This window comes from Marinobacter sp. S0848L, from assembly GCF_023016065.1.
Classification (GTDB): Bacteria; Pseudomonadota; Gammaproteobacteria; order Pseudomonadales; family Oleiphilaceae; genus Marinobacter.
On the sequence record NZ_JALKAQ010000016.1, the window covers coordinates 38,561 to 58,607 of the forward strand.

The window sequence follows — 20,047 nt, forward strand, 5'->3', positions numbered from 1 at the left end:
TCGTTGGTAAACTCGGCGTCAGTTTAGCTGAGTCTGCTGATAATTGCTTTAGAGCGCAGCAGTGAATCGACGGTGTTTGTAACAGTGGTGGCTGAAAGTTGGCACATAGCGAGAGTAATCAAAACGACTGTATGCGCTCTGCTATTATCAGTGCGCCAGGGTACGAATCTGTCGATGAACATTGGTTCCTGCCGCAGGCTTGGGGTAGGCAGGCTCATGCAGTTACTGAAGGTGGCCGCGGTAGTGCGTGGTTTATCGAATCTGAGTGCGGTAGTTTTGTGTTACGATATTATCGACGCGGAGGCCTCGCCGCACGGCTTTCAGATCGCCGATACCTGTTCACCGGGTTCAATAATACGCGATCATTTGCAGAGTTTCGGTTGACGGATGAGCTTTATCAGCGAGGGCTGCCGGTGCCAAAACCGGTGTCGGCTTTGGCTTGTCGTTTTGGCAGTTTGACTTATGAAGCGGCCATTTTGGTGGAGAGAATCCCCGGAGCGCGTTCACTGCCAACCTGCAGTAGAGTCGACGATGAGGTTCTCTGGCACCACATTGGCAAAAGAATTGGCGCCTTTCACCAAGAGGGGTTGGATCACGTTGATCTTAACTGCGATAACATTCTAATCACGGATGACCGCATTTATCTTATCGACTTTGACCGCTGCAAGTTGCGCGTGAACTCGGATGTGGGGGCAGGTTGGAAACACAATAATCTAAAACGCCTTTATCGCTCTATTTGTAAGCGGTTACCGTTTTTTTCAGAGGAAAAGCGCACGAGAGTATGGAATGAGCTGATAGCGGGCTATCATTCGCTTTGAAATCCTCCCCCGGTTCAGAGGCAATGGTTCTGAGCAATAATCTTTCATGAGGCTTGTCCTTCCTGTATGTCTTTTCAAAAACAAGATTTCCCAATTGACGCTGTTGTTACTTGGGTTGATGGTGATGATCCTGCGCACAGTGAGAAACTGGAAGCCTACTTGGGGCGGAGGTTTAAGCGGCGCCCGAAAGCTGCAGAAAAAACCCGTTACGCAGACAGGGGGGAGCTGGAATACTGTATTGCGTCATTGCTTCGTTTCGCGCCTTGGTTAGGCCATATTTATATTGTGACGGATAATCAGGTGCCTGGTTTTATGAGCTCGATACCTCCGTCTGTTGCCAATCGGATTACCATCGTCGATCACCGAACAATCTTCGACGGTTATACTGAGCATCTGCCGACATTCAATAGCCTATCCATTGAAACCATGCTTTGGCGGATACCCGGACTTGCAAACAATTTCATTTATTTTAATGACGATGTTTTCCTTATAAAGCCTGTGGCTCCGGCAGATTTTTTTAGTAGTAATGGCGTCGTGCTTCGCGGCACATTCAGGCCTCGGAAAAAGCGACGTTTTTCCAGCCGACTAGCCCGGATGCTCGGGAAAGGTCGTCCGACTGTTCGAACACTACAATCTGATGCGGCTGCTCAAGTAGGTGTGGCTGGTAGATATCTCGATGTGAATCATATTCCCCATCCGATGCGAGTCAGCACGTTGCGAGACTATTTTGCGAGCCATCCGCGGCAACTACAAAGGAACGTGACTTATCGATTAAGGAATGTAGGGCAGTTTTGGCCGATCGCACTGGCTAACCATTTAGAAATAAAGCAGGGCAGTGCTGATTTTTCGAAATTGCCTCTTTCGCTATACCTTAGTTCATCGGCCAAACGGGGCGATATGGAATCGCTGTTAGATGCGGAAAAATGCCCTGATTGTAAATTTTTATGTGCCCAGAGCTTAGATCAGGCCACCGAGGAGTTTGTGGCTTTGTGGGTATCTTGGATGGATGAAAACGTTGGCCGATTGTTGGAGATAGCTTGATGCTCCAATCTGCTTCGTTCGAGAATGACAACCTAAACTCTGTTGGCCCTATTCGTATCCAGCGATGGATCAGTACTTTCCTTCTTCTTTTCATTGCCTTTTCATTTCTAGTTCCTTGGATAGCATTGTCCCGAGCGTTTTTTTTCGCAGGAGTGCTGCCGTTAATTTTTTGGGTATGTGTAAAGCGGGATGCACGGGCCGGTATCAGCGATCGCTCGGGTTGGTTTGCGATCGGGTTCATTGGATTCGTCGCTGTGGCGACATTTATCCCTGAGGGAGTGATTGCGGATCGACAGTTCCAAGTTGTTCGCTGGGCGTTCAGTACGGCAGTGTTCATGCTTGCTGTTTTAGCTGCATCTGAGCGATGGCTTAATCAGCCGTTATTGTTCGCGCGAATTTTTATGGCGGTAGTAATCGCCAGTGGAGCTGAGGCGTTTGCGTATTACCTGTGGCACGACATGTATCCAGCGAGGCTTGAGGGTGCCGGGTTCATGGGGCACCCTATTCTTGGCCCTTCTGCCTTGATTAGTGTTTGGGCTATCGGAATGACACTATTCCGACTGGGCGAGAATAGAGAGCGTTTAGATCAAGTGATAATGATCGTCTCTTTTCTGATTTTGTTTGCTGTGACGATATTTTCGCAAAGTCGTGGGCCACTGGTTGCACTCTTGGCGTTTATTCTAATCTGCTTGTTTGCGGTGTTTTGGCTGGAAAGTAGGGGCAAGAGTTGGCACGTCGGTTTTTGGGTGCTTTTTGGGGCGATGCTCTTCGGGGCAGGATCCTTATTCTTATTTGATGATTTGATCGCAAGAATGCTGGGTCGGGGGTTTTCTTATAGGCCTGAGATTTGGCTCGCTGTTTTTAACAACCCGCCCGAGATAATCTGGATCGGTGAAGGGATGGGGACGGACTTCAGAAATTCCAGTGCTGGAAAAATGTTGATGGTGGATTCGGGGCTATCGATCAAACACCCCCATAACCTGTTTTTGAGTGTGTTTCATTACGCCGGCATTATCGGCCTCACCCTGTTTATGGTGTTGTTGACGTGGATTCTAGTTCGGATATGTCGTTTGACCCAAGGCGCTGGACGCCAGTTTCGACTCTTTGCATTTGGGCTGTTTGTACTTCCATTGATGTTGAATATGACAGACGGCCATAGGGTTGTTGCCCCGCCAAGTACCGACTGGATGTTCTCCTGGTTGCTACTCATGTTTCTGATCGGCCTTGTCCGGCATTTCGAGAGGCAGGACGCGTAATGCTGCAATCGTTTCGTTATCGAGAATATCGTTCCGTCACCTGCGTCAGCTCTAACATGAGCCGGCAGATCCTGGGCGCGGTGATTGACGGTGAATTCGAACTAGGGACTGTTTTTCGGGACAATCGCAGAACCTTGAGTGCACAAGTGATGTGCGCGGATCAGTCGTTGCTGCTGAAAGTGCCTAGAGCGCGGAATGGCCGTAAATGGGAGCGCTTCCTCACACTGTTTAGAGTGAGTGATGCATTTCGAACACTCCATCACCTTGAATTGATGAGATCGATGGGGTTTTCTGCGCCCGAACCTGTTCTGGCCGGCGAACGCCGAGCTAGCGGTGTAGTTGTAGATTCTTTCGTTTGCTATCGTTTTGTCGAAGGTCGGCGCGCTGAACCTAGAGATGCATCCGAAATTCTGGCGGCGATCGAAGCTTTGCACCAGCGTGGTTACCTTCGGGGGGATGCGCAGTTGGCGAATTTTCTAATAGTTGAGGGTAATGTTACCTTCATCGACTTTCGGTTGAAGCGACCACGATGGCTGCCCAAGTTGCAGAAAGCTCGGGAGATTGATCGATTTCTGCGAAGTTGCCCCGAAGCCCGAAAATTACTCACTCCTGGCCAGGCTGCCTCCAGATGGTTGAAGCTAGCATCAATGCTAGAGCGCTTCAGCTTTGGCCTGCGAACAGTTAAGAGAAACATGAGAAAGCGCTGGAAATCAGATCGCTGATCCCGGGCGGCTAGCCTTGAGGTAGACGGAGGGGCTGCAGCGTATGCCTAAAATCAAAGGGAGTGAGTATGAAAAAAGCAGTATTGTTCTGCCCATCCCGAGTTTGGGGCGGAATCGAAAAAAACGTGTATCTGCGGGCCAAGTTTCTGGGCGCGTCTGGTGTAGCGGTGACGGTCGTACTTCTAAAAGGATATTTCCCGGAACGTTTCGACGATCTTGAGAATGTTACCGTTATTGAGGTGACATCGAGAGGCGGTGATTTCAACGTGTTTGTGGTCGCAAACTACGTAAAGATTCTCAGGGCGATAGATCCGGATGTGGTGTTTGCTGCCTTGAAAAAAGATTGGTGGTTGGTTTCACTGGCCTCCAGAATTGCCGGGGTTTCCAGGGTAGTTCTGTACCTTGGAATTGCGCGCAGAGTTAAAAGCCCGATCAAGTACTTTATTGTCTTCAGGCTTATGAAATCGATATTGATGGTAAATAGTAACTCGCTTAAAAACGAGATGCTGAGTTATCCCAAGTTTTTTGATGAAGACAATGTCGTGCGGGTTTATAACGGGTTTGATCTGCCGCCCGAAAGTGTTGAAGCGCTGGATTTCCGTACCCTACTGAACTTACCAGCTGACGCTTATATAGTTGGGTGTGCGGGCCGTTTTAGCCCGCAGAAAGGATTTGATCTGTTGCCAGATATTCTCTCGGGTCTACCGGATAGCGTCCATATTGTGCATGCTGGAGAAGGAGAGTTTGAGAAAGAGATCAAGGCCTCAATCAGCGAGCGCGTGGAGTCCGATCGAATCCACTTTTTAGGTTACCAGAGTTCAATGGCGCCATTCTTCAAGGGCATTGATATGTTCTTGCTCTGTTCTAGAAATGAAGGCATGGCCAATGTGCTAAACGAAGCCATGAGCTATGGAAAACCTGTGGTTTCTACGCGGGTACCTGGTAGTGAAGAACTTCTGGCTCATGGTAAATATGGCGTTTTAACGGACGTAGGCGACACGCGTGAACTGTCGCTTGCGGTACTATCCATAATTAAAGGCGAGCGAGTTTTTTGTCCTAAAGAACAGCGGCAGTGGATCGAAAGTGAATTCAGTACGGAACGCATGGAGAGCGAAACCAAAACGCTTTTCTTTGGGCCCCGGTAAAGCGGATTAATTCCGTTTTGCCGCCTGTTTTTTTATTAGAGAATTGGTTACTAGGAATTACCATTGGCCGCAAAATATCGGAACAGAGCGTTTTGGATTGATACGTGGAACCGATTTCGATTCGGAGCACAGGCGCCGCGCTATGCAGAACGTATTTGGGTTGATCCGAGGCAGTGTAGTAAATACATTGAAGCCGCCGATCTGGCACACCACTTTGGGGCGAGTACGCGCCAGATGTCGGGCCGGGTGGTAAAACAATGGCCTACGTTTTTAGAGCAGACACTCGATCAGCACCCTAAGTTGACGTATTGCTGGTCTCACTGGAGAGAGGGTAATAGTTGGGAAAGCGCGGGTGCTATCGATTTCATGCTAAGCCGGATTGCAGTGTCAAAAACTGGCGTAACTGATCAATGCCGGACGAATGAGGATGTAACCATGCGCTTTACCCAACTTGATGACATCTGGGCTGAGGTGAAAGTGCGTGGATCATTGCCGTCGCGAAGGGATCTTGATGCTAACAATTTTCGGGAGATTGGAGGAGTTTTGATGCATCTTGGGCCAGGAGGAGAGCCGGTTTTTTCTGGCGCCGGCTGTCATCGCTTTGCAATGGCGTTAATGCTGGAGGCACCGTTCCCGGCTCAGCTTGGGGTTGTTCACTCCTCCGCCATCAGTAGCCTGCCGGAGTATCGGAGACGGGGCGGCAATTACAAAGATGTATCTTTTTCCGGTTGATCAAGGAAAGCTGACACCACCACATCGCTTTGGAAAGGCGCTAGCCACTCCGATTTGACAGGTATTGGCAGTTCGTTGACAACAGATGTAAGGCCGCTAGCCAGCCCTTCTACTGAGCGGTGCGTTAGAAAGCGTGCAAGCTCGCCACGGAAGACATCCTTTACGCCGCCACGGCTCTCAACGGCCATGATAGGTATCCCGCAAGCCAGAGCCTCAGTCAGCACGATGCCCAGTCCTTCGTACTCTGAGGCCAATACAAACAGATCTGCCTGTTTCATCCATGGGTACGGGTTACTGCGCTTTCCAGCAAAGATGACTCGATCGGATATGCCTAAATCTCGAGCCTTTGTCTCCAGTTCACTGCGTAGCTCGCCTTCGCCAACAATAACCAGCTTGTGATCAATGCCTGAGCCTTTGTAGGCCTCCAGCAAGAGCGCGTGACCTTTTTGTGGCACTAAGCGGGCTACATTGAGAATGTACGGTTCGCTGGGAATGCCGTCGTCCGGCTCGTTTGCCAGAGTGCGGATTTGTTCAACCGGGCAGGGGTTGGTGATGACTCTCAGGCTTTTAGGTTTAATGTTCCCTTTATCGAAGGCTTCTTGCGCTGACTCCAGAACCCCGGTCGAGACACACGCCAAGTGCCGGTCGTGAAAAACCAGTTTCCATTCCAGCTTCTTTTGCCAGAGTGGGCGGTCGTAATGGATCACGTTCTCGAGCACGTAAATATTGCGCTCATCCCGGAACGACCAGAAATATTTGAAGGTACCCAATCCCCGAAAAACAATCCGGTCGAAACGCCCGTGTTGCTGTTCCAGTTTTTGGATGTGACGCTTGAGAAGCCAGCCGCACAGCCAGCCTACCCACATGAAGTGGGATTTCGGAAGAATAACGCCCAAGAGAAGGCGTGACAGCAGGAAGACGGGAATCCCGATCACGGATTTTAGCAGTGCCTGCTGTTGATCAAAGTGGTGAAGCTTGACCGCCCCGTTTGATGGTGCCAAGTCATTGGGGCTATTTCTGCAGGCCAGCAAATGGCTCTCGTGGCCTTCTTCAGCGAACGCATCGGCTAGGTTGACGGCGACCCGCTCCATGCCGCCCATTTTGAGGCTGTGTATGACGACCAGAGTTCTCATGCTGACTTTTTCTTCTTGATCCCGTTTTCCGCCCAAAAGGTTTTGTTGTCCTTCACCGCTTTACGGATAGCCCGGTTCTTCGCCCAGATTTCGGGCTTGGAATAACCGCGGGCATGATCGAGATGCAGGCAAACCGTGCTGTAGCGTATCTGCTGAGATTTGTGGCCGTAGTTCCAAAGGCGTTCGCCGAGTTCGCGATCCAAACCGCCGTACTGCATGTCTTCGTTGAATCCGTTCACGGCAATTAAATCTTGAGTCCAGGTAGAGCTGTTCATGCCATTCCAGCTTGCCGCCGCGGGCGTGATACGGTTCATGAAGTTGCGGAATCCCGTTGAAGGGGAAAGCTTCCACAATTTGTGATTCTTCGGCTGCCCGTGAGCCACCAGCCAGTCACGCTTGAAAATGACGCCGGAGCGGATGTCCTCATCGGCAATGGCTTCGGATACCGGCATAGTGAGCTTGATATAACCGCCGGACAAAAAGAGCCCGGGCTTGGCAAGATCGTGGTGGGTTTTCACGAAGTTCGGTTCGGGTATGCAGTCGCCATCGGTGAATATCAGGTAGTCGCAGCTTGTTTCTTCAATGGCTTTGTTCAGAATTTGGCATTTTCGAAAGCCATCGTCCTCGTGCCATACGTGGTCAATCGCCAAAATGCCACGCTCTTTAAATTTATTGATTAGGGAGCGGGTTTCATCGGTAGAGCCGTCGTCGGCAATGATGACCCGGAACTTGGTGAACGTCTGGCATTCGTAGCCCGTCAGTACTTTGCTCAGCCAGAGGGGAGAGTTGTAGGTGGTGATAACAACACCAATCGACGTTGGGGCCATAGAATTCCAGTGTCCAAAAGTTAGCGTGTAATAGAAAGCGGCTAGTATAGCGCGGGTTCTGGCGAGATGCCTGTCTGTACTTGTTCAAATACTGGGCAGCGCCAAGTCAGCGACAGATCTTGTCAGGATAATACGGGTTCGGATTTCCAGGCGGCCGATGCCGGAGCCTTTTGTACTCCCATTGATACTGCTCAGGTGCCATCCGCACCACTTTTTCGACGGATTTGTTCAGCGCTGTTGCTGCAACGACCGGATCAGTATCATCGTTGCCGGGTTCGGCTTCTTCGACGACTAGGCGAAACCCCTTGCTGTTAGGCAGACGTTCTGCAAACGTCATCAACACATTAGCGCCGGTTTTCAGCATCAGTTTATTAACCAGAGTCATGGTGCGAACTTCGATTCCAAAGAAAGGCGCGAAAGCGTTAGTTTTGCCGCGAGGGGATTGGTCGGGCAGGATGCCGGCGATGCCACCTTCTTTAAGAATGCTCATTAGCCGGAGCAGACCACGACGATCGCCGCGAACCAGTTCAGAACCAATGCGGCTTCGAACCCGGATCATATAATCCTCGAACTCTTTAATATGCGGAGGACTGTAGAGTGATGCCATCTTGTAACGGGATGAAAATAACAGTCCGACTAATTCCCAGTTACCGATGTGGGGAGCGAGCAGAATCAAGCCTTTGCCCGAGGCAAGCGCTTCATCTATCAGCTCAAGCCCTCGGGTTTCCTTGATCAGGCCTAGGCATTTCTCGACTGGCCATTCCCACATCAGCGGAATCTCTGCGGCAGTCATGCCAGTGTGTGCCATGGACTCCTTGGATAACTGGCGCTGTTCAGCAGAAGACAGTTCGGGCAAGCAGATGCGAATGTTGGTGTCGGTCGTCTTGCGTGACCTGCCATTTAGCACCCAACCAAGCAGGCCAAGCCATTTACCGAAAAACTGTGCGGCCCGCAAAGGTAAAAAACTTAAAAGCCGTAGAAGACCCGCGATCAAGAAGTACTTCAGTTTGCTCATGATCTGCCGTATCGGTCCTCATAGCGCACAATGTCGTCTTCGCCCAGATACGAGCCGGACTGAACCTCGATCAGCTCAAGGTCGATGACCCCCGGGTTTTCCAGTGAGTGAACCTGACCAACCGGAATGAAGGTGGACTGGTTTTCCGTCACCAGGTAGGTCTTCTCACCATTGGTCACCTTGGCAGTACCGCTCACCACGATCCAGTGTTCCGCACGGTGATGATGCATCTGAACGGAAAGCTTTGCGCCGGGCTTTACGGTGATGCGTTTGACTTGGTAACGCTCACCGCTGTCGATGGAGTCATAAACGCCCCAAGGGCGGTAAACTTCCCGGTGATTAATGTGCTCGTTCCGACCGTCGCTCTTGAGTTGCTCGACGATCTTTTTAACGTCTTGTACCTTGTCTTTGTGGGCAACCAGCAGGGCATCTTTGGTTTCGATAATCACCAAGTCACTCACGCCGACGGTGGCGATCAGTCGGTTTTCTGAGCGTGCTAGGGTGCTGGTGGTGTCGTGGGCAATCACATCACCCATGAAACTGTTGTCGTTTGCGTCTTTCTCGGACACATCCCACAGGGCTGACCAGGAACCGATGTCACTCCAGCCGGCATCCAATGCAACAACCGCCGCGTTTTGGGTCTTCTCCATCACCGCATAATCGATGGAGTCCTCAGGGCATTCTGCGAATACCGCTTCGTTAATGCGCGTGAAATGAAGATCTTCGTTGGCATCCTCAACGGCTGCCTGGCAGATTGAGAGAATCTCCGGGCGGTGCTTCTCAAGCTCGTTGAGATACTGGCGTGCGCCAAACATGAACATGCCGCTGTTCCAGAGATAGTCACCGGAAGCCAAGTAGTCTTGTGCTGTTGCTAGGTCCGGCTTTTCGACAAACCGGTCGACACTGTAACAGCTGTCTTCAAGCTCTTTGCCTTGTTCGATATATCCGTAGCCGGTTTCTGGGTGGCTGGGAACAATGCCGAAGGTCACGAGTTTTCCCTGTCGCGCCAAAGGGATCGATTTCTGTATACCTTGCTGGAACGCCGCGACATCCTGGATCAAATGGTCCGCCGCCAGCACCAGCATCAGAGGGTCGTCGGCGCTGTCATCAGTCGCTTTCACCAGTTGCAGGGCAGCAAGCGCAATCGCGGGTGCGGTATTGCGACCGCATGGCTCCAGGATAATGCGTGCATCGTTATAACCCGCCTGGCGCATCTGCTCGGCCGCCAGAAACCGGTGGTCTTCGTTGCAGATCAGAAGTGGGTCTGCCGACTCCATACCGTCCAAACGGGCCACAGTGAGCTGCAACATCGACAAATGATCATCCGTCAGCTTGAGGAACTGCTTCGGATTCAGTTGCCTGGACAAGGGCCAAAGGCGAGAGCCGGTGCCGCCGGCCATGATGACGGGATGAATCATGAGTGCACTCCGCGCGATTTACTGTTGGACTGTTCCATTAACATTCAAAGTGGGCAACATACTAACATGCTGACCTTGTGGGGTTTATCTTAAGTGTTGGAAATCTTCCCAAGATAGACCTTCATGGCTTTGTTCCCAGGCCAACCTTTTCTGGAAGCGTTCGATTTTTCGCTTGATGTAGCGGGAGCTCCAGCCCGGTACCGAGTCTAATGCTTGCGGGATAGTCGGTGCGCCCAGACCGTCGATCAGAAAAAGCCGCGGGTGGTCGAATTGGTCTGAAACCACCAGATTATGAGGAAGCAGATTCCGGGTCAGGATTCTGGTTTGTGATAGCCACGCCAGAAATTCGTCGATGCCCCGGTGCAGATCCGGTGTCAAACCTTGTGTTTTAATCAGGTGCTCAAGCGTTGGCGCAACGCTGCCGTCAACACAGCGTATCAGTTCGCTTTCATTGGCCATGCCTAAAGAGGTCTGGGTGCTACCATAGAACTTTGGCAGATGGGCCCAAACCAAAGCAACATTGCCTTGTTTAAGAAGCCGCTGAATAGCACGTTGTTGGTGGGCCCGTAATTCCTGAGCGTTATCGTTGAGCCGCTCTTTACCTAGGAGTCGCTTTACAGGTGATTGTCGTTCAAATCGCGCGGTGATGTTTTCCGGCCGGATTACTTTCAAGCACCGGGTAGAGTCCAGCGGGTGCCTGAAGCACTTGCGGTTGGAGCCTTGAGCGAAGGGTTGTTGATCAGATAAGTCGAGCATAGGGCCAGGTTGTGAGGTGGAAATGCGGTTTGTTCCAGTATAGTCCGTCAAGGATGGCTTCGCTCTGGAGCACATTTGTCCAACGCTTGTTGATAAACGGAGACTGTGTTGGCTGCCATGGCAGACAGCGACAGCGTATCTCTCGCGAAGGCACGTGCTTTGGCTTGGCTAGCGGCTACGGCTCTTAAGTCTTGTTGTAGAAAACGGGCAAATTCGATGGGTTCATGGCCGTTGAAAATGTGTTCCTTGGGTAAGACTTCATTGGCAATGGGCACATCGGTGGACATTACCGGTTTGCCGAGCAAGAGCGCTTCCGCACAGACATAAGAAAATCCCTCCCGGTCTGAGCTGATGATGACACCATCGGCGGCTGTCATGAGTGCGGGGATGTCGGTTCGAAAACCCAGCAGCCGAACCTTGCCAGTTTGGCCGGTAGCGTCGATGCGCTCTTTCAACGATAGATGTTCCGGTCCGTCACCTGCGATCAGCAGCGTGCCGGGACAAAACTGAAAGGCTTCGATCAACCGGTCAAAGGCTTTAACCGGTGCGAGGCGACCAACCGCCAGCCATATCGGAGCTTTGATATTTGGGGAAAGGGCAGCAGGCGCCCGATTGGAAACGGAGGTCCCGTTGTAGACCACAGTCACCTTGGGGTAATTGATGTCGTTTGCGAGCGCTTTGCTGACTGCGATCAGGTTGTGGAAGGCTTCGGCTTTTGGGTAACGTGACTTGAAGCCATGAATGCTGGCTACCCGTGCGTACTTTTTAATAAACGGTGCCAGCCGTTGCAACACAAACGCGGCTTTGGTGCCTTGGGCGTGAATAACCTGGTAGTGGCCTTCCCGAATAATGTTTACCAGTCTGAATAATAACGCAGGGGAATTTCGTGAACGCTGCGCCTCCACAGGAATTGCGCAAGGGCCTTCCAACGCTTCAAGGTGTTGAGGTGCGGCCGCGACGGATATTTGGTGGCCCATGTTGGAGAGAGCGCAGGCTAATTCCCGGGTGTGCTTTTCAAGACCGCCGATGCCGGGGTTGTCGGAAAGCATTAACATCAACACGTTCATCGCGAGTGAGTGCTTTTTGCAGCGAGAACTTTCTCATAAACTTCCAGCGTCCCCTGGGTCTGCGCCCGCAACAAAAATCGCTCTGGCAGTTCAACCTCTTGTTTCGGCCGATCCAGCATTTCCAAAGTGGCGCGTGCGAAAGCCTCGGTATCATCCGGTGTGACCAACCCCTCCCGAAAACAAGCCTGTAAGGTTTCCGCGGCACCGCCGCGATTGTAGGCAACAACCGGGGTGCCCGAGGCTAAGGCTTCGGTGACGGTACGGCCGAAGGGTTCCGGCTTGGTCGACATATGGCAGACCACATCCGCGAACAAATAAAGATTAGTCATGTCGTTGCGTTGACCAAGAAAGGAAACCTTATTGGTCAGGTTTAGCCGGCTTCGTTCGGTTTCAAGCTCCTGTAAAAAACGTTCCTTCCCGGGCTCTGCGCCGCCCACGATGATGCCGTGGCAATCCGGGTGCGCTCGCACGATGCTGGCCATGGCTTTCAGGAAATCCAGCTGGCCTTTCCAGCGGGAAATTCGGCCCGGCATCATGATGATTTTTTTGTCCCTGAGCTGGGGGAATCGTGACAGCAAAATTTCGCGCCACTGTTCGTTGACCGCGCGCTGGCGGAAGGCATCAATATCCACGCCGCGCTGGATCACGGTTAACTTGCTATCCGGCACCTGAAAGTGTTTCTGAACGTAGTCGTGCACGCAGTTGGAAACTGCAATCACGTGATCCGCTTTCGCCATGACCGCGCTGTACGGATTCACGGAGTACATGCCGTGAAAGGTCGAAACAATCGCAGGGCGTTCGTCTGCCGACAAAGACTTCAGTGCCAGATTCACGATCCACGCAGGCATGCGGGACCGAACGTGCACGATATCGGGCTTGAGGCTCTGCAGCAGCTGCCGCATGGGCAGGATCTGGCCGAATGACGCGGGGGTTTTGCGGTGAATCGGCATGTAAAGGTGCGTGGACCCTTGGCCGCGCACCTGTTCAGCCATCGGGCCTCCGTTCGATACCACGAAGGACTCGTGGCCCCGTTTGACGAGCTCGGCTGCGAACTCCACGGTACCCCGTTCTACGCCGCCGCTGTAGAGGGCCGGAAGTGCCTGAAGTATTCTCAATTTAACGACTCCTTGTTAGTGCTCTGGGGCAAGTTCGCAAATCGGTTGATAAGCCAGCGCGCGGCGCGATCGGCTTCCCAAAGTCGCGCGTGTCGTTCTGGGTGTTCGTTCATGACTTGGTCACGATTTTGCCAGAATGAAACCCAGCCTTGCTCGGCAAGTCTGCCCACGCCTTTCGCGACCCGACTGTGACCTCGGGCTGGCAGACTCAGCAAGCCGGTGGGCACACCGGAGGTGGCAGCCTCGCAAACCATGGAAGCGCTGTCCGGCGTCACCCACACAGCTCTTGACCCGGCCAGCTGGTGGTTCAGCCAGCTATCATGAGTGTGTTTGTGGTGAACGAAGGTGACTTTGGGGCCTTGCAGTTCATCCAATTTGGTCGTGAGAGGGGCCGGCGTTCGGCGAGAATCACTGATAGTCCATCGCCACTCGGGGTATCGTGCGATCAGGTCTGTAATTTGGGAGAAAACGGCATTGTCGTCCCAGTCAAAGTGTGGTGAAGGCCCGCCTGCCAAGATAAGCGCTTCCGGCTTTGTGGTCAGTTGGGCCATCGGGGTGATCGCGTTGATGACGCCCTCGGTTATCAGCGTTTTGCGCGATGGCTTCGTGTTGTCGTGGGCCGGAATGATCGCGGCATCCACCCAAACAAGAGGGAAAGAGGGCTTCATCAGCACGACTAAGCGGGCGTTTCGAACGCGGCGCAACGCCAGCAGTAACCGGTGCGTACCTGAGCCTGCGGCAATAATCAGAGCGGGTGCTGGGAGTGAGGCGTCCATCGTCGGAGCGGCTCCCAGAAATGCGCGCCAGAGCGGCACAGAGTAATCAGTGGCATTAACCCAATGAATGCTGGCACCGGTGAGTACCCGCAAGCGATTTCCCAGCCCTTTCAATTGGTTTTTGTGCCCTGGCTTGTCATCGGTAAGTAGCCAGATCGCCGGTGCCCGCGTTTCTGGGTTCACGCGTTACCTCTTTTTCCTGTTTTTCTTGTAAAAGCTCGGATCATCCTTGGACGGGCGCGTTTTAAACCGACGGTGCATCCAGAGATACTGATCCGGAGCTTTCCGGATTTCCTGTTCGATAATCGCGTTGATGCGGGTAGCGTCGTCCAGATCATCACCGCTGGGGAAGTTTTCCAGTGGTGGGTGGAAGTAAATGTCGTAGCCCGGTTTGTCTTCGCGGCGAAAGTGACTGAACGGCACCACGCGACACTTGCTGCGATCCGCAATTCGTGATGTCGCGGTGATGGTGCCGGTGGGAATGCCAAAGAAAGGCGCGAAGACAATGTCTTTTCGGCCGTAATCCTGATCGGTAGCGTACCAAACCGCATGGTTTTTCTTCAGGCTGCGGAAGAGGCCGCGCAGGTCTTTGGAAGATAAAACCGTTCCGTATCGGCGGCCTCTTGCCCGGGTCATCACTGCGTTGGTTAACGGGTTGTTGTGGTCTCTTTGCATCACGTCGGCGTCGATAAACTCTGTGACCAGACTGCCGCCAAGGTCTAACGTGCTGTAGTGACCGCCCAATAGCAAAACACCGTAGCCATCGGCCAGCGCTTGTTCAAAATATTCTAGGCCATGCACTTGTGTAATGTCGGTGAGTTTCTTGGGGTCACGGAACCAGGCAATACCCAATTCCATCAAGCCGATGCCATTGGCAATGAAGGCTTTACGAACCAGTTCCGCTTGTTCTGCTTCCGAGAGTTCGGGAAAACACAGACGAATGTTGACCTCGGTAATGTGTCGGCGGCTTTTGGCCAGTTTCCATGCAAGTAAGCCGGCGATCTTGCCCAGCCACCACTGAAAACGAATGGGTAGTTGGGCAAACAGCCACATAATCGATAGGCCCAGCCAAGTTGGCCACCAGCGGGGATGGCGGTAAGCTGAGTAATCGGTGTTTCTGGGTTGTTTGCGGTACTTCTTGTTCAAAATCGTGAATCCTGAATCGACAAACGTTAAGCCCGAGGGCAAGATGCAGCCACTCGACAAATTTCGCCCTATGATAACGCACTGTTTTGCCGGGAGTCCTGCGTGTTTCATTTTATCTATTCCCAGCTGATCCGGCTGGCTCTGCCCTTTATCCTGATTCGGCTTTGGTGGCAGGGCCGGAAGGCACCTGCTCTGCGCCGGGATTGGCAACACCGCCTTGGTGTGGTTCCGGAAATGTCCGGGCCGGTAATCTGGGTTCATGCAGTATCAGTGGGTGAAACTATTGCCGCAGGCCCCTTGGTTCGAAGGCTCTTGGCCAAGGAATTGGGTGCAACGATACTGATGACCGCCATGACCGATACGGGGTTGGCTCAGGCGCGCAAGATGTTCGGGGATAAAGTCGCTTATGCGTACGCCCCTTACGACACCCCCGGTGCAATTCGGCGTTTCCTGCGGCGCGTGAACCCCGGCATCCTCGTTATTCTCGAAACCGAAATTTGGCCTAATATGATCCGTCAGTGCAGGCGGCGGAGGGTGCCGGTGTTTCTGATTAATGCCCGGTTATCTGAACGATCCGCGCAAGGTTACGAGAAAGTGAAAGGGCTGGCGGCCCCCGTCATGAAAAGCATCAGTTGGGTGGCGGCTCAGGCGGAACCCGATGCCGAACGTTTTCGTCGCATTGGCGTGGCCACGGACCGTGTAGAAGTGACCGGCAGCGTGAAGTTTGATGTCGATATCCCGGATGATGTCCGCAAGGCCTCCGAGGGTATCCGAAAAACGCTTGAGGGTCGTAAGGTCTGGATTGCCGGCAGTACTCACAGCGGCGAAGACGAGCAATTACTGAGCGCCCACCAGAGTATTCTTGAGCAGCACGATGATGCGCTGTTGATCATCGTGCCTCGGCACCCAGAGCGTTTTGATACGGTTGCAGCTATGGCCGAAGCAAAGGGTTATCGGGTAGCCCGTCGCTCGCTTAGCGAGAATCCCCGGCAGGCTCAGGTTTATCTTGGGGACACCATGGGCGAGCTGATGACCCTGTATGGCGCCAGTGATATTGCTTTTGTCGGGGGCTCTTTGATTGAGCGCGGAGGCCACAATCCGCTGGAACCTGCCGCCTGGGGCATCCCGGTATTTTCCGGACCCCACGTCTTCAACTTCGAAACCATTTATGATCGTCTGATTGCTGATCAGGGCGTGCAAATGGTTGAGGGTTGCCAAGATCTGGCTCAAGCGGTCAGTCGATTAATGTCTGATGCGCAGGATTGCAAAGCGTACGGCGAACGAGCGCTGGCGGTTGTGAACAATAACCGGGGAGCGTTGGATAAGGTGGTCGAAGGGATCATCGAAAGGGTGTAATGCCCGGGCCTGCTGGCGGCCCGGGTATACTGGCAGAGCTGACGGGTGTTACTCGGTCGGATCTTCCAGAGTTTCGTCGTCATTTGCCATCGCTTCAATACCGCGGGCGCCTTCGCTGAGCCAATTGTTCAGGTCGATCAGGTCCTTCGGGCTAAGCGTACCGGCAGCCTGTTTCAGCTGCAGAGAGTTGACCACGTAGTCGTAACGGGCGTTGGCGTAATCGCGAAGTGCCACGTAGAACGCCCGCTCGGCATCCAGCACTTCCACAATGTTCCGTGTTCCTACATCGTATCCAGCGCGTGTTGCATCCAGAGCACTGCGGCGTGAGATGATCGTCTGTTCAAGCGCAGAAGCGGTTTCCACGTTGTTGTTGACGGTCAGGAACAGGCTGCGGGTATTCACCTGCACATCCCGGCGAACCGTGTTCAAGTCCTGCTCAGCAACCGTTACCAGAGAGCGTTGCTGGCGAACACCGGCTTGAGTACCACCGCCCATATACAGGGGCACGTTTAATTTGAGCCCGATAACGCCTTGTGTACCTTCCTGCTGAGGCGTTTTGGCGTTTTCAAGCTCAGTTTCACCGTAGGACGCCACCAGATCAAGCGTTGGCATGTGGCCGGCTTTGGCCACTTTCAGATTGGCTTCGCTGGCGTTCAGCTGAAATATGGCTGCCTGAATAGACCAGTTCTGATCGAGTGCCGTAGCTTCCCAGGAGGCAGGGTCCATCGGGTTCGGACGGCCTAACGGGAAGTTCTCCCGCAGGTTTTCCAAATCGGCGGCATACTCGCCGGTCAGGCGGGCCAACTGTTCGCGGGCTACGTTCAACTGGTTTTCAGCGGCGATACGCAGGCTCTTGCTGTCATCGTAGCTGGCGCGTGCTTCATACACCTCGGTAATGGCAATCAGGCCCACATCGTAGCGTTCCTGTGCTTGTTCGAACTGGCGCTGAATCGCCGCTTCGGTGGCTTGAGCCGTGGTTACTGTGTCTTGAGCGCGCAATACGTTGAAGTAAGCTGTGGCTACATCAAGAATCAGCTGCTGCTGGGCCAAATTGTATTGGGCTTGCGCGGCTTCAGTCTGGAACTGGCTGGCGTCGTAGCGGAACCAGTTATCGGCCCGGAAAATAGGCTGAGTAAGCTGAACGCCGTAATTCAGAGACTTGTAGCTATCTCCAGGGCCGTTATCCGCGTCGAAGTCGATGTGATTGGCTTCGGCATAGGCGCCGATCTGGGGCAGCAGTGTGCTCTTGCTTACGTCACTGGCGGCTTGCTGAGATTGAAATCTCGCCATGGCCGAAGCAATGCCCGAGTCGTAAGACAGCGCCTTCTCGTAAGTCTCCATCAAATCCAGAGAGAACGCAGGCTGAGCTGCAAGCAGGGCGATCAATCCTGGAAGTAAGCGTTTTTTCATTGTATCTCCTGACAAACTGTCTCCGGGCATCCGTGATCTGGATACAAGGATCGGAAGGCCATCGTGTCGAAAGCTAATACGACAGTATGGGCCAAAAGTATCGGTGGCACATTATGGACAATAATGTGCCCCGTCTCTACACTTGAAATGCTCACACATTGTGTGGGCAACGAATTCTATATTCGCGTCTTGACGGGGTGCTGAATCGTCAGAAACCGGCGATTGGCTGAGATTGCAACGCAGAACCCGCGACCTGATCCGGATAATACCGGCGTAGGGATTAAGACCGCACGATCAGTGCCAAACAGCCCCGTAGGGCGTTTTGGCAGTGCTCCGTCATGCGCGACCTGACACCTCAGATATCACTGGGAGCAGACATGACGGACATACCAGCATACCTCAGCGACTCCGCAAAAGTGGATTCGGCAGCAATCAAACCATTACCAAGCTCACGAAAAATCTACGTGCAGGGTAGCCGAGCCGACATTCGGGTGCCAATGCGGGAAATTACGGTGGCCGACACCCCGACGGAAATGGGCGGCGAGAAAAACCCGCCGGTGCTGGTGTATGACACGTCTGGTCCCTATACCGACCCCGATGCCAAAATCGATTTGCGTAAAGGTTTAGCGCCGGTTCGCGCCAAATGGATTGCCGAGCGTGGCGATGTTGAACAGCTGGACGGCTACACTTCCGAATTCACCCTCCGCCGCATGAAAGACCCACTGTTAGACCCGCTTCGGTTCATGGACGAGCGCAAGCCGTTCAAAGCGAAGCCCGGCAAGAACGTTACCCAGATGCATTATGCTCGCCAAGGCATCATCACCCCGGAAATGGAATACATTGCTATTCGGGAGAACATGAAACTGCAAGAGGCCCGTGAGCAGGGATTGGTGGATGACCAGCATCCGGGCCAGTCGTTCGGTGCCAGTCTGCCGGCGGAAATTACCCCCGAATTCGTGCGTGAAGAAGTCGCAAGAGGCCGTGCGATCATCCCCGCGAACATCAACCACCCGGAAACCGAACCGATGATCATCGGTCGGAACTTTCTGGTAAAGATCAACGGCAACATCGGCAACTCCGCGGTTACATCGTCCATTGAGGAAGAAGTCGAGAAGCTCACTTGGGGTATTCGCTGGGGCTCCGACACGGTGATGGACTTGTCCACCGGCAAAAACATCCACGAAACCCGTGAATGGATCATCCGGAATTCTCCGGTTCCCATTGGCACTGTTCCCATCTACCAGGCGCTGGAAAAAGTCGGCGGCGTTGCCGAAGACCTGACCTGGGAAATCTTCCGGGATACGTTGATTGAACAGGCCGAGCAGGGCGTGGATTACTTCACCATTCACGCCGGCGTGCGCCTGCATCACGTTCCGCTAACGGCCAAACGCACCACGGGCATCGTCTCCCGCGGTGGTTCGATCATGGCCAAATGGTGCCTGGCGCATCATAAAGAGAGCTTCCTGTACGAGCATTTCGAAGACATCTGCGAAATCATGAAGGCCTACGACGTATCCTTCAGCCTCGGTGACGGCTTACGCCCCGGCTCCATCGCCGATGCCAACGACGAAGCCCAGTTTGGTGAACTGGAAACCTTGGGTGAGCTCACCAAAATTGCCTGGAAACACGACGTGCAGTGCATGATCGAAGGCCCCGGCCACGTACCCATGCACCTGATCAAAGAGAACATGGACAAACAGCTGGAATGCTGCGATGAAGCGCCGTTCTACACCCTCGGTCCACTGACCACGGATATCGCGCCGGGTTACGACCACATCACGTCAGGTATCGGTGCGGCAATGATCGGCTGGTTCGGTTGTGCCATGCTTTGCTACGTTACGCCGAAAGAACACCTGGGCTTGCCCAACAAAGACGACGTGAAAACCGGCATCATTACCTACAAAATCGCGGCCCACGCGGCCGATTTGGCCAAAGGCCACCCAGGCGCACAGATTCGCGACAACGCGTTGTCCAAAGCTCGGTTCGAGTTCCGCTGGGAAGACCAGTTCAACCTGGCGCTGGATCCGGACACTGCTCGGGAGTTCCACGATGAAACCCTGCCGAAAGATTCCGCGAAAGTGGCGCACTTCTGCTCCATGTGCGGGCCGAAGTTCTGTTCCATGAAAATCTCACAGGAAGTACGGGATTACGCGGCGGAGCAGGGCATGGATGAGGTGAGTGCCATCGACGCAGGCATGCAGGAAAAATCCCGCGAGTTTGTCGAGTCTGGCTCTAAGCTTTACGACAAGGTCTGACTTTGGTGCTCTTGATCTCCCAGCCTGTTGGTTGGGAGTTGTGAGCCGGGGTGGTGGGG

18 protein-coding genes and 1 riboswitch are annotated in these 20,047 nt (G+C 53.3%); of the genes, 8 read left to right on the forward strand and 10 right to left on the reverse strand.

Translation table 11 applies throughout. The features are described 5' to 3' along the window. The first annotated feature begins 98 nt into the window (after positions 1–98). From MWU64_RS14845 to MWU64_RS14870, 6 genes are all read left to right on the forward strand, one after another. Positions 99–818, forward strand: coding sequence for a 3-deoxy-D-manno-octulosonic acid kinase (locus MWU64_RS14845; protein WP_247065203.1), 720 nt, complete (start codon positions 99–101; stop codon positions 816–818). Positions 819–884: 66 nt separating this feature from the next. Further along, positions 885–1,859 carry a stealth family protein gene (locus MWU64_RS14850; protein WP_247065205.1) on the forward strand — a complete coding sequence of 325 codons (975 nt, stop codon included), beginning with the start codon at positions 885–887 and terminating at the stop codon, positions 1,857–1,859. Further along, the gene (locus MWU64_RS14855; RefSeq protein WP_247065206.1) at positions 1,859–3,115 is read left to right on the forward strand and encodes an O-antigen ligase family protein; all 1,257 of its coding nucleotides are present in this window, start codon (positions 1,859–1,861) and stop codon (positions 3,113–3,115) included. Before MWU64_RS14850 ends, MWU64_RS14855 begins: the two co-directional genes overlap by 1 nt. Further along, positions 3,115–3,837: a lipopolysaccharide core heptose(II) kinase RfaY gene (locus tag MWU64_RS14860; protein WP_247065208.1), complete on the forward strand. Its 723-nt coding sequence runs from the start codon at positions 3,115–3,117 to the stop codon at positions 3,835–3,837. The genes MWU64_RS14855 and MWU64_RS14860 overlap by 1 nt, the downstream gene beginning before the upstream one ends. Positions 3,838–3,905: 68 nt before the next feature. Continuing rightward, positions 3,906–4,982 (forward strand): glycosyltransferase, encoded by a 1,077-nt coding sequence (locus tag MWU64_RS14865; RefSeq protein ID WP_247065210.1) that lies wholly within the window; start codon positions 3,906–3,908, stop codon positions 4,980–4,982. 63 nt (positions 4,983–5,045) lie between these two features. After that, the gene (locus MWU64_RS14870; RefSeq protein WP_247065213.1) at positions 5,046–5,714 is read left to right on the forward strand and encodes a hypothetical protein; all 669 of its coding nucleotides are present in this window, start codon (positions 5,046–5,048) and stop codon (positions 5,712–5,714) included. Here MWU64_RS14870 and MWU64_RS14875 read toward each other — a convergent pair. The 9 genes from MWU64_RS14875 to lpxL all read right to left on the reverse strand — a co-directional run bounded on the left by MWU64_RS14875 (position 5,687) and on the right by lpxL (position 14,967). Next, a complete protein-coding gene (locus MWU64_RS14875; protein WP_247065215.1) occupies positions 5,687–6,847 on the reverse strand; it encodes a glycosyltransferase in 1,161 nt (386 codons plus the stop codon). The two genes, MWU64_RS14870 and MWU64_RS14875, sit on opposite strands and share 28 nt — an antisense overlap. Beyond that, positions 6,844–7,674, reverse strand: coding sequence for a glycosyltransferase family 2 protein (locus MWU64_RS14880; protein ID WP_247065217.1), 831 nt, complete (start codon positions 7,672–7,674; stop codon positions 6,844–6,846). Before MWU64_RS14880 ends, MWU64_RS14875 begins: the two co-directional genes overlap by 4 nt. Before the next feature lie 106 nt (positions 7,675–7,780). Continuing rightward, on the reverse strand, positions 7,781–8,689 hold the full coding sequence (locus tag MWU64_RS14885) for a lysophospholipid acyltransferase family protein (RefSeq protein ID WP_247065219.1): 909 nt from the start codon (positions 8,687–8,689) through the stop codon (positions 7,781–7,783). Further along, complete coding sequence (locus MWU64_RS14890; protein ID WP_247065221.1) at positions 8,686–10,107, reverse strand: mannose-1-phosphate guanylyltransferase/mannose-6-phosphate isomerase; 1,422 nt, start codon at positions 10,105–10,107, stop codon at positions 8,686–8,688. The genes MWU64_RS14885 and MWU64_RS14890 overlap by 4 nt, the downstream gene beginning before the upstream one ends. 84 nt (positions 10,108–10,191) lie before the next feature. After that, the gene (locus tag MWU64_RS14895; protein WP_247065223.1) at positions 10,192–10,863 is read right to left on the reverse strand and encodes a YrbL family protein; all 672 of its coding nucleotides are present in this window, start codon (positions 10,861–10,863) and stop codon (positions 10,192–10,194) included. Between the two features lie 47 nt (positions 10,864–10,910). Beyond that, the gene (locus MWU64_RS14900) at positions 10,911–11,930 is read right to left on the reverse strand and encodes a glycosyltransferase (protein WP_247065225.1); all 1,020 of its coding nucleotides are present in this window, start codon (positions 11,928–11,930) and stop codon (positions 10,911–10,913) included. Continuing rightward, positions 11,927–13,045, reverse strand: coding sequence for a glycosyltransferase family 4 protein (locus MWU64_RS14905; RefSeq protein ID WP_247065227.1), 1,119 nt, complete (start codon positions 13,043–13,045; stop codon positions 11,927–11,929). The genes MWU64_RS14900 and MWU64_RS14905 overlap by 4 nt, the downstream gene beginning before the upstream one ends. Continuing rightward, complete coding sequence (locus tag MWU64_RS14910) at positions 13,042–14,004, reverse strand: ELM1/GtrOC1 family putative glycosyltransferase (RefSeq protein ID WP_247065229.1); 963 nt, start codon at positions 14,002–14,004, stop codon at positions 13,042–13,044. Before MWU64_RS14910 ends, MWU64_RS14905 begins: the two co-directional genes overlap by 4 nt. A 3-nt stretch (positions 14,005–14,007) precedes the next feature. After that, entirely contained in the window at positions 14,008–14,967 is a 960-nt protein-coding gene (gene lpxL, locus MWU64_RS14915) for an LpxL/LpxP family Kdo(2)-lipid IV(A) lauroyl/palmitoleoyl acyltransferase (RefSeq protein WP_247065230.1), read from the reverse strand. 102 nt (positions 14,968–15,069) lie between these two features. On the opposite strand from lpxL, the gene waaA reads away from it, so the two are divergent. Further along, the gene (gene waaA, locus MWU64_RS14920; protein ID WP_247065232.1) at positions 15,070–16,323 is read left to right on the forward strand and encodes a lipid IV(A) 3-deoxy-D-manno-octulosonic acid transferase; all 1,254 of its coding nucleotides are present in this window, start codon (positions 15,070–15,072) and stop codon (positions 16,321–16,323) included. Positions 16,324–16,371: 48 nt separating this feature from the next. On the opposite strand, the gene MWU64_RS14925 is transcribed toward waaA, so the two are convergent. Further along, on the reverse strand, positions 16,372–17,733 hold the full coding sequence (locus MWU64_RS14925; protein WP_247065234.1) for a TolC family outer membrane protein: 1,362 nt from the start codon (positions 17,731–17,733) through the stop codon (positions 16,372–16,374). A 183-nt stretch (positions 17,734–17,916) separates the two neighbouring features. Continuing rightward, positions 17,917–18,030, forward strand: a riboswitch (TPP riboswitch). A gap of 80 nt (positions 18,031–18,110) precedes the next feature. Between MWU64_RS14925 and thiC the strand changes: the two genes are divergently transcribed. Beyond that, positions 18,111–19,988, forward strand: coding sequence for a phosphomethylpyrimidine synthase ThiC (thiC, locus tag MWU64_RS14930; RefSeq protein ID WP_247065236.1), 1,878 nt, complete (start codon positions 18,111–18,113; stop codon positions 19,986–19,988). The last annotated feature ends 59 nt before the right edge of the window (positions 19,989–20,047 follow it).

Excerpts from the sequence above, each read along its gene's own strand:
- MWU64_RS14855 (WP_247065206.1), top strand. The coding sequence starts at position 1,859 with ATGCTCCAATCTGCTTCGTTCGAGAATGACAACCTAAACTCTGTTGGC.
- thiC (WP_247065236.1), top strand. The coding sequence starts at position 18,111 with ATGACGGACATACCAGCATACCTCAGCGACTCCGCAAAAGTGGATTCG.
- MWU64_RS14925 (WP_247065234.1), bottom strand. The coding sequence starts at position 17,733 with ATGAAAAAACGCTTACTTCCAGGATTGATCGCCCTGCTTGCAGCTCAG.
- MWU64_RS14850 (WP_247065205.1), top strand. The coding sequence starts at position 885 with ATGTCTTTTCAAAAACAAGATTTCCCAATTGACGCTGTTGTTACTTGG.
- MWU64_RS14890 (WP_247065221.1), bottom strand. The coding sequence starts at position 10,107 with ATGATTCATCCCGTCATCATGGCCGGCGGCACCGGCTCTCGCCTTTGG.
- MWU64_RS14875 (WP_247065215.1), bottom strand. The coding sequence starts at position 6,847 with ATGAGAACTCTGGTCGTCATACACAGCCTCAAAATGGGCGGCATGGAG.
- MWU64_RS14880 (WP_247065217.1), bottom strand. The coding sequence starts at position 7,674 with ATGGCCCCAACGTCGATTGGTGTTGTTATCACCACCTACAACTCTCCC.
- MWU64_RS14865 (WP_247065210.1), top strand. The coding sequence starts at position 3,906 with ATGAAAAAAGCAGTATTGTTCTGCCCATCCCGAGTTTGGGGCGGAATC.
- MWU64_RS14895 (WP_247065223.1), bottom strand. The coding sequence starts at position 10,863 with ATGCTCGACTTATCTGATCAACAACCCTTCGCTCAAGGCTCCAACCGC.
- MWU64_RS14860 (WP_247065208.1), top strand. The coding sequence starts at position 3,115 with ATGCTGCAATCGTTTCGTTATCGAGAATATCGTTCCGTCACCTGCGTC.
- MWU64_RS14900 (WP_247065225.1), bottom strand. The coding sequence starts at position 11,930 with ATGAACGTGTTGATGTTAATGCTTTCCGACAACCCCGGCATCGGCGGT.
- MWU64_RS14885 (WP_247065219.1), bottom strand. The coding sequence starts at position 8,689 with ATGAGCAAACTGAAGTACTTCTTGATCGCGGGTCTTCTACGGCTTTTA.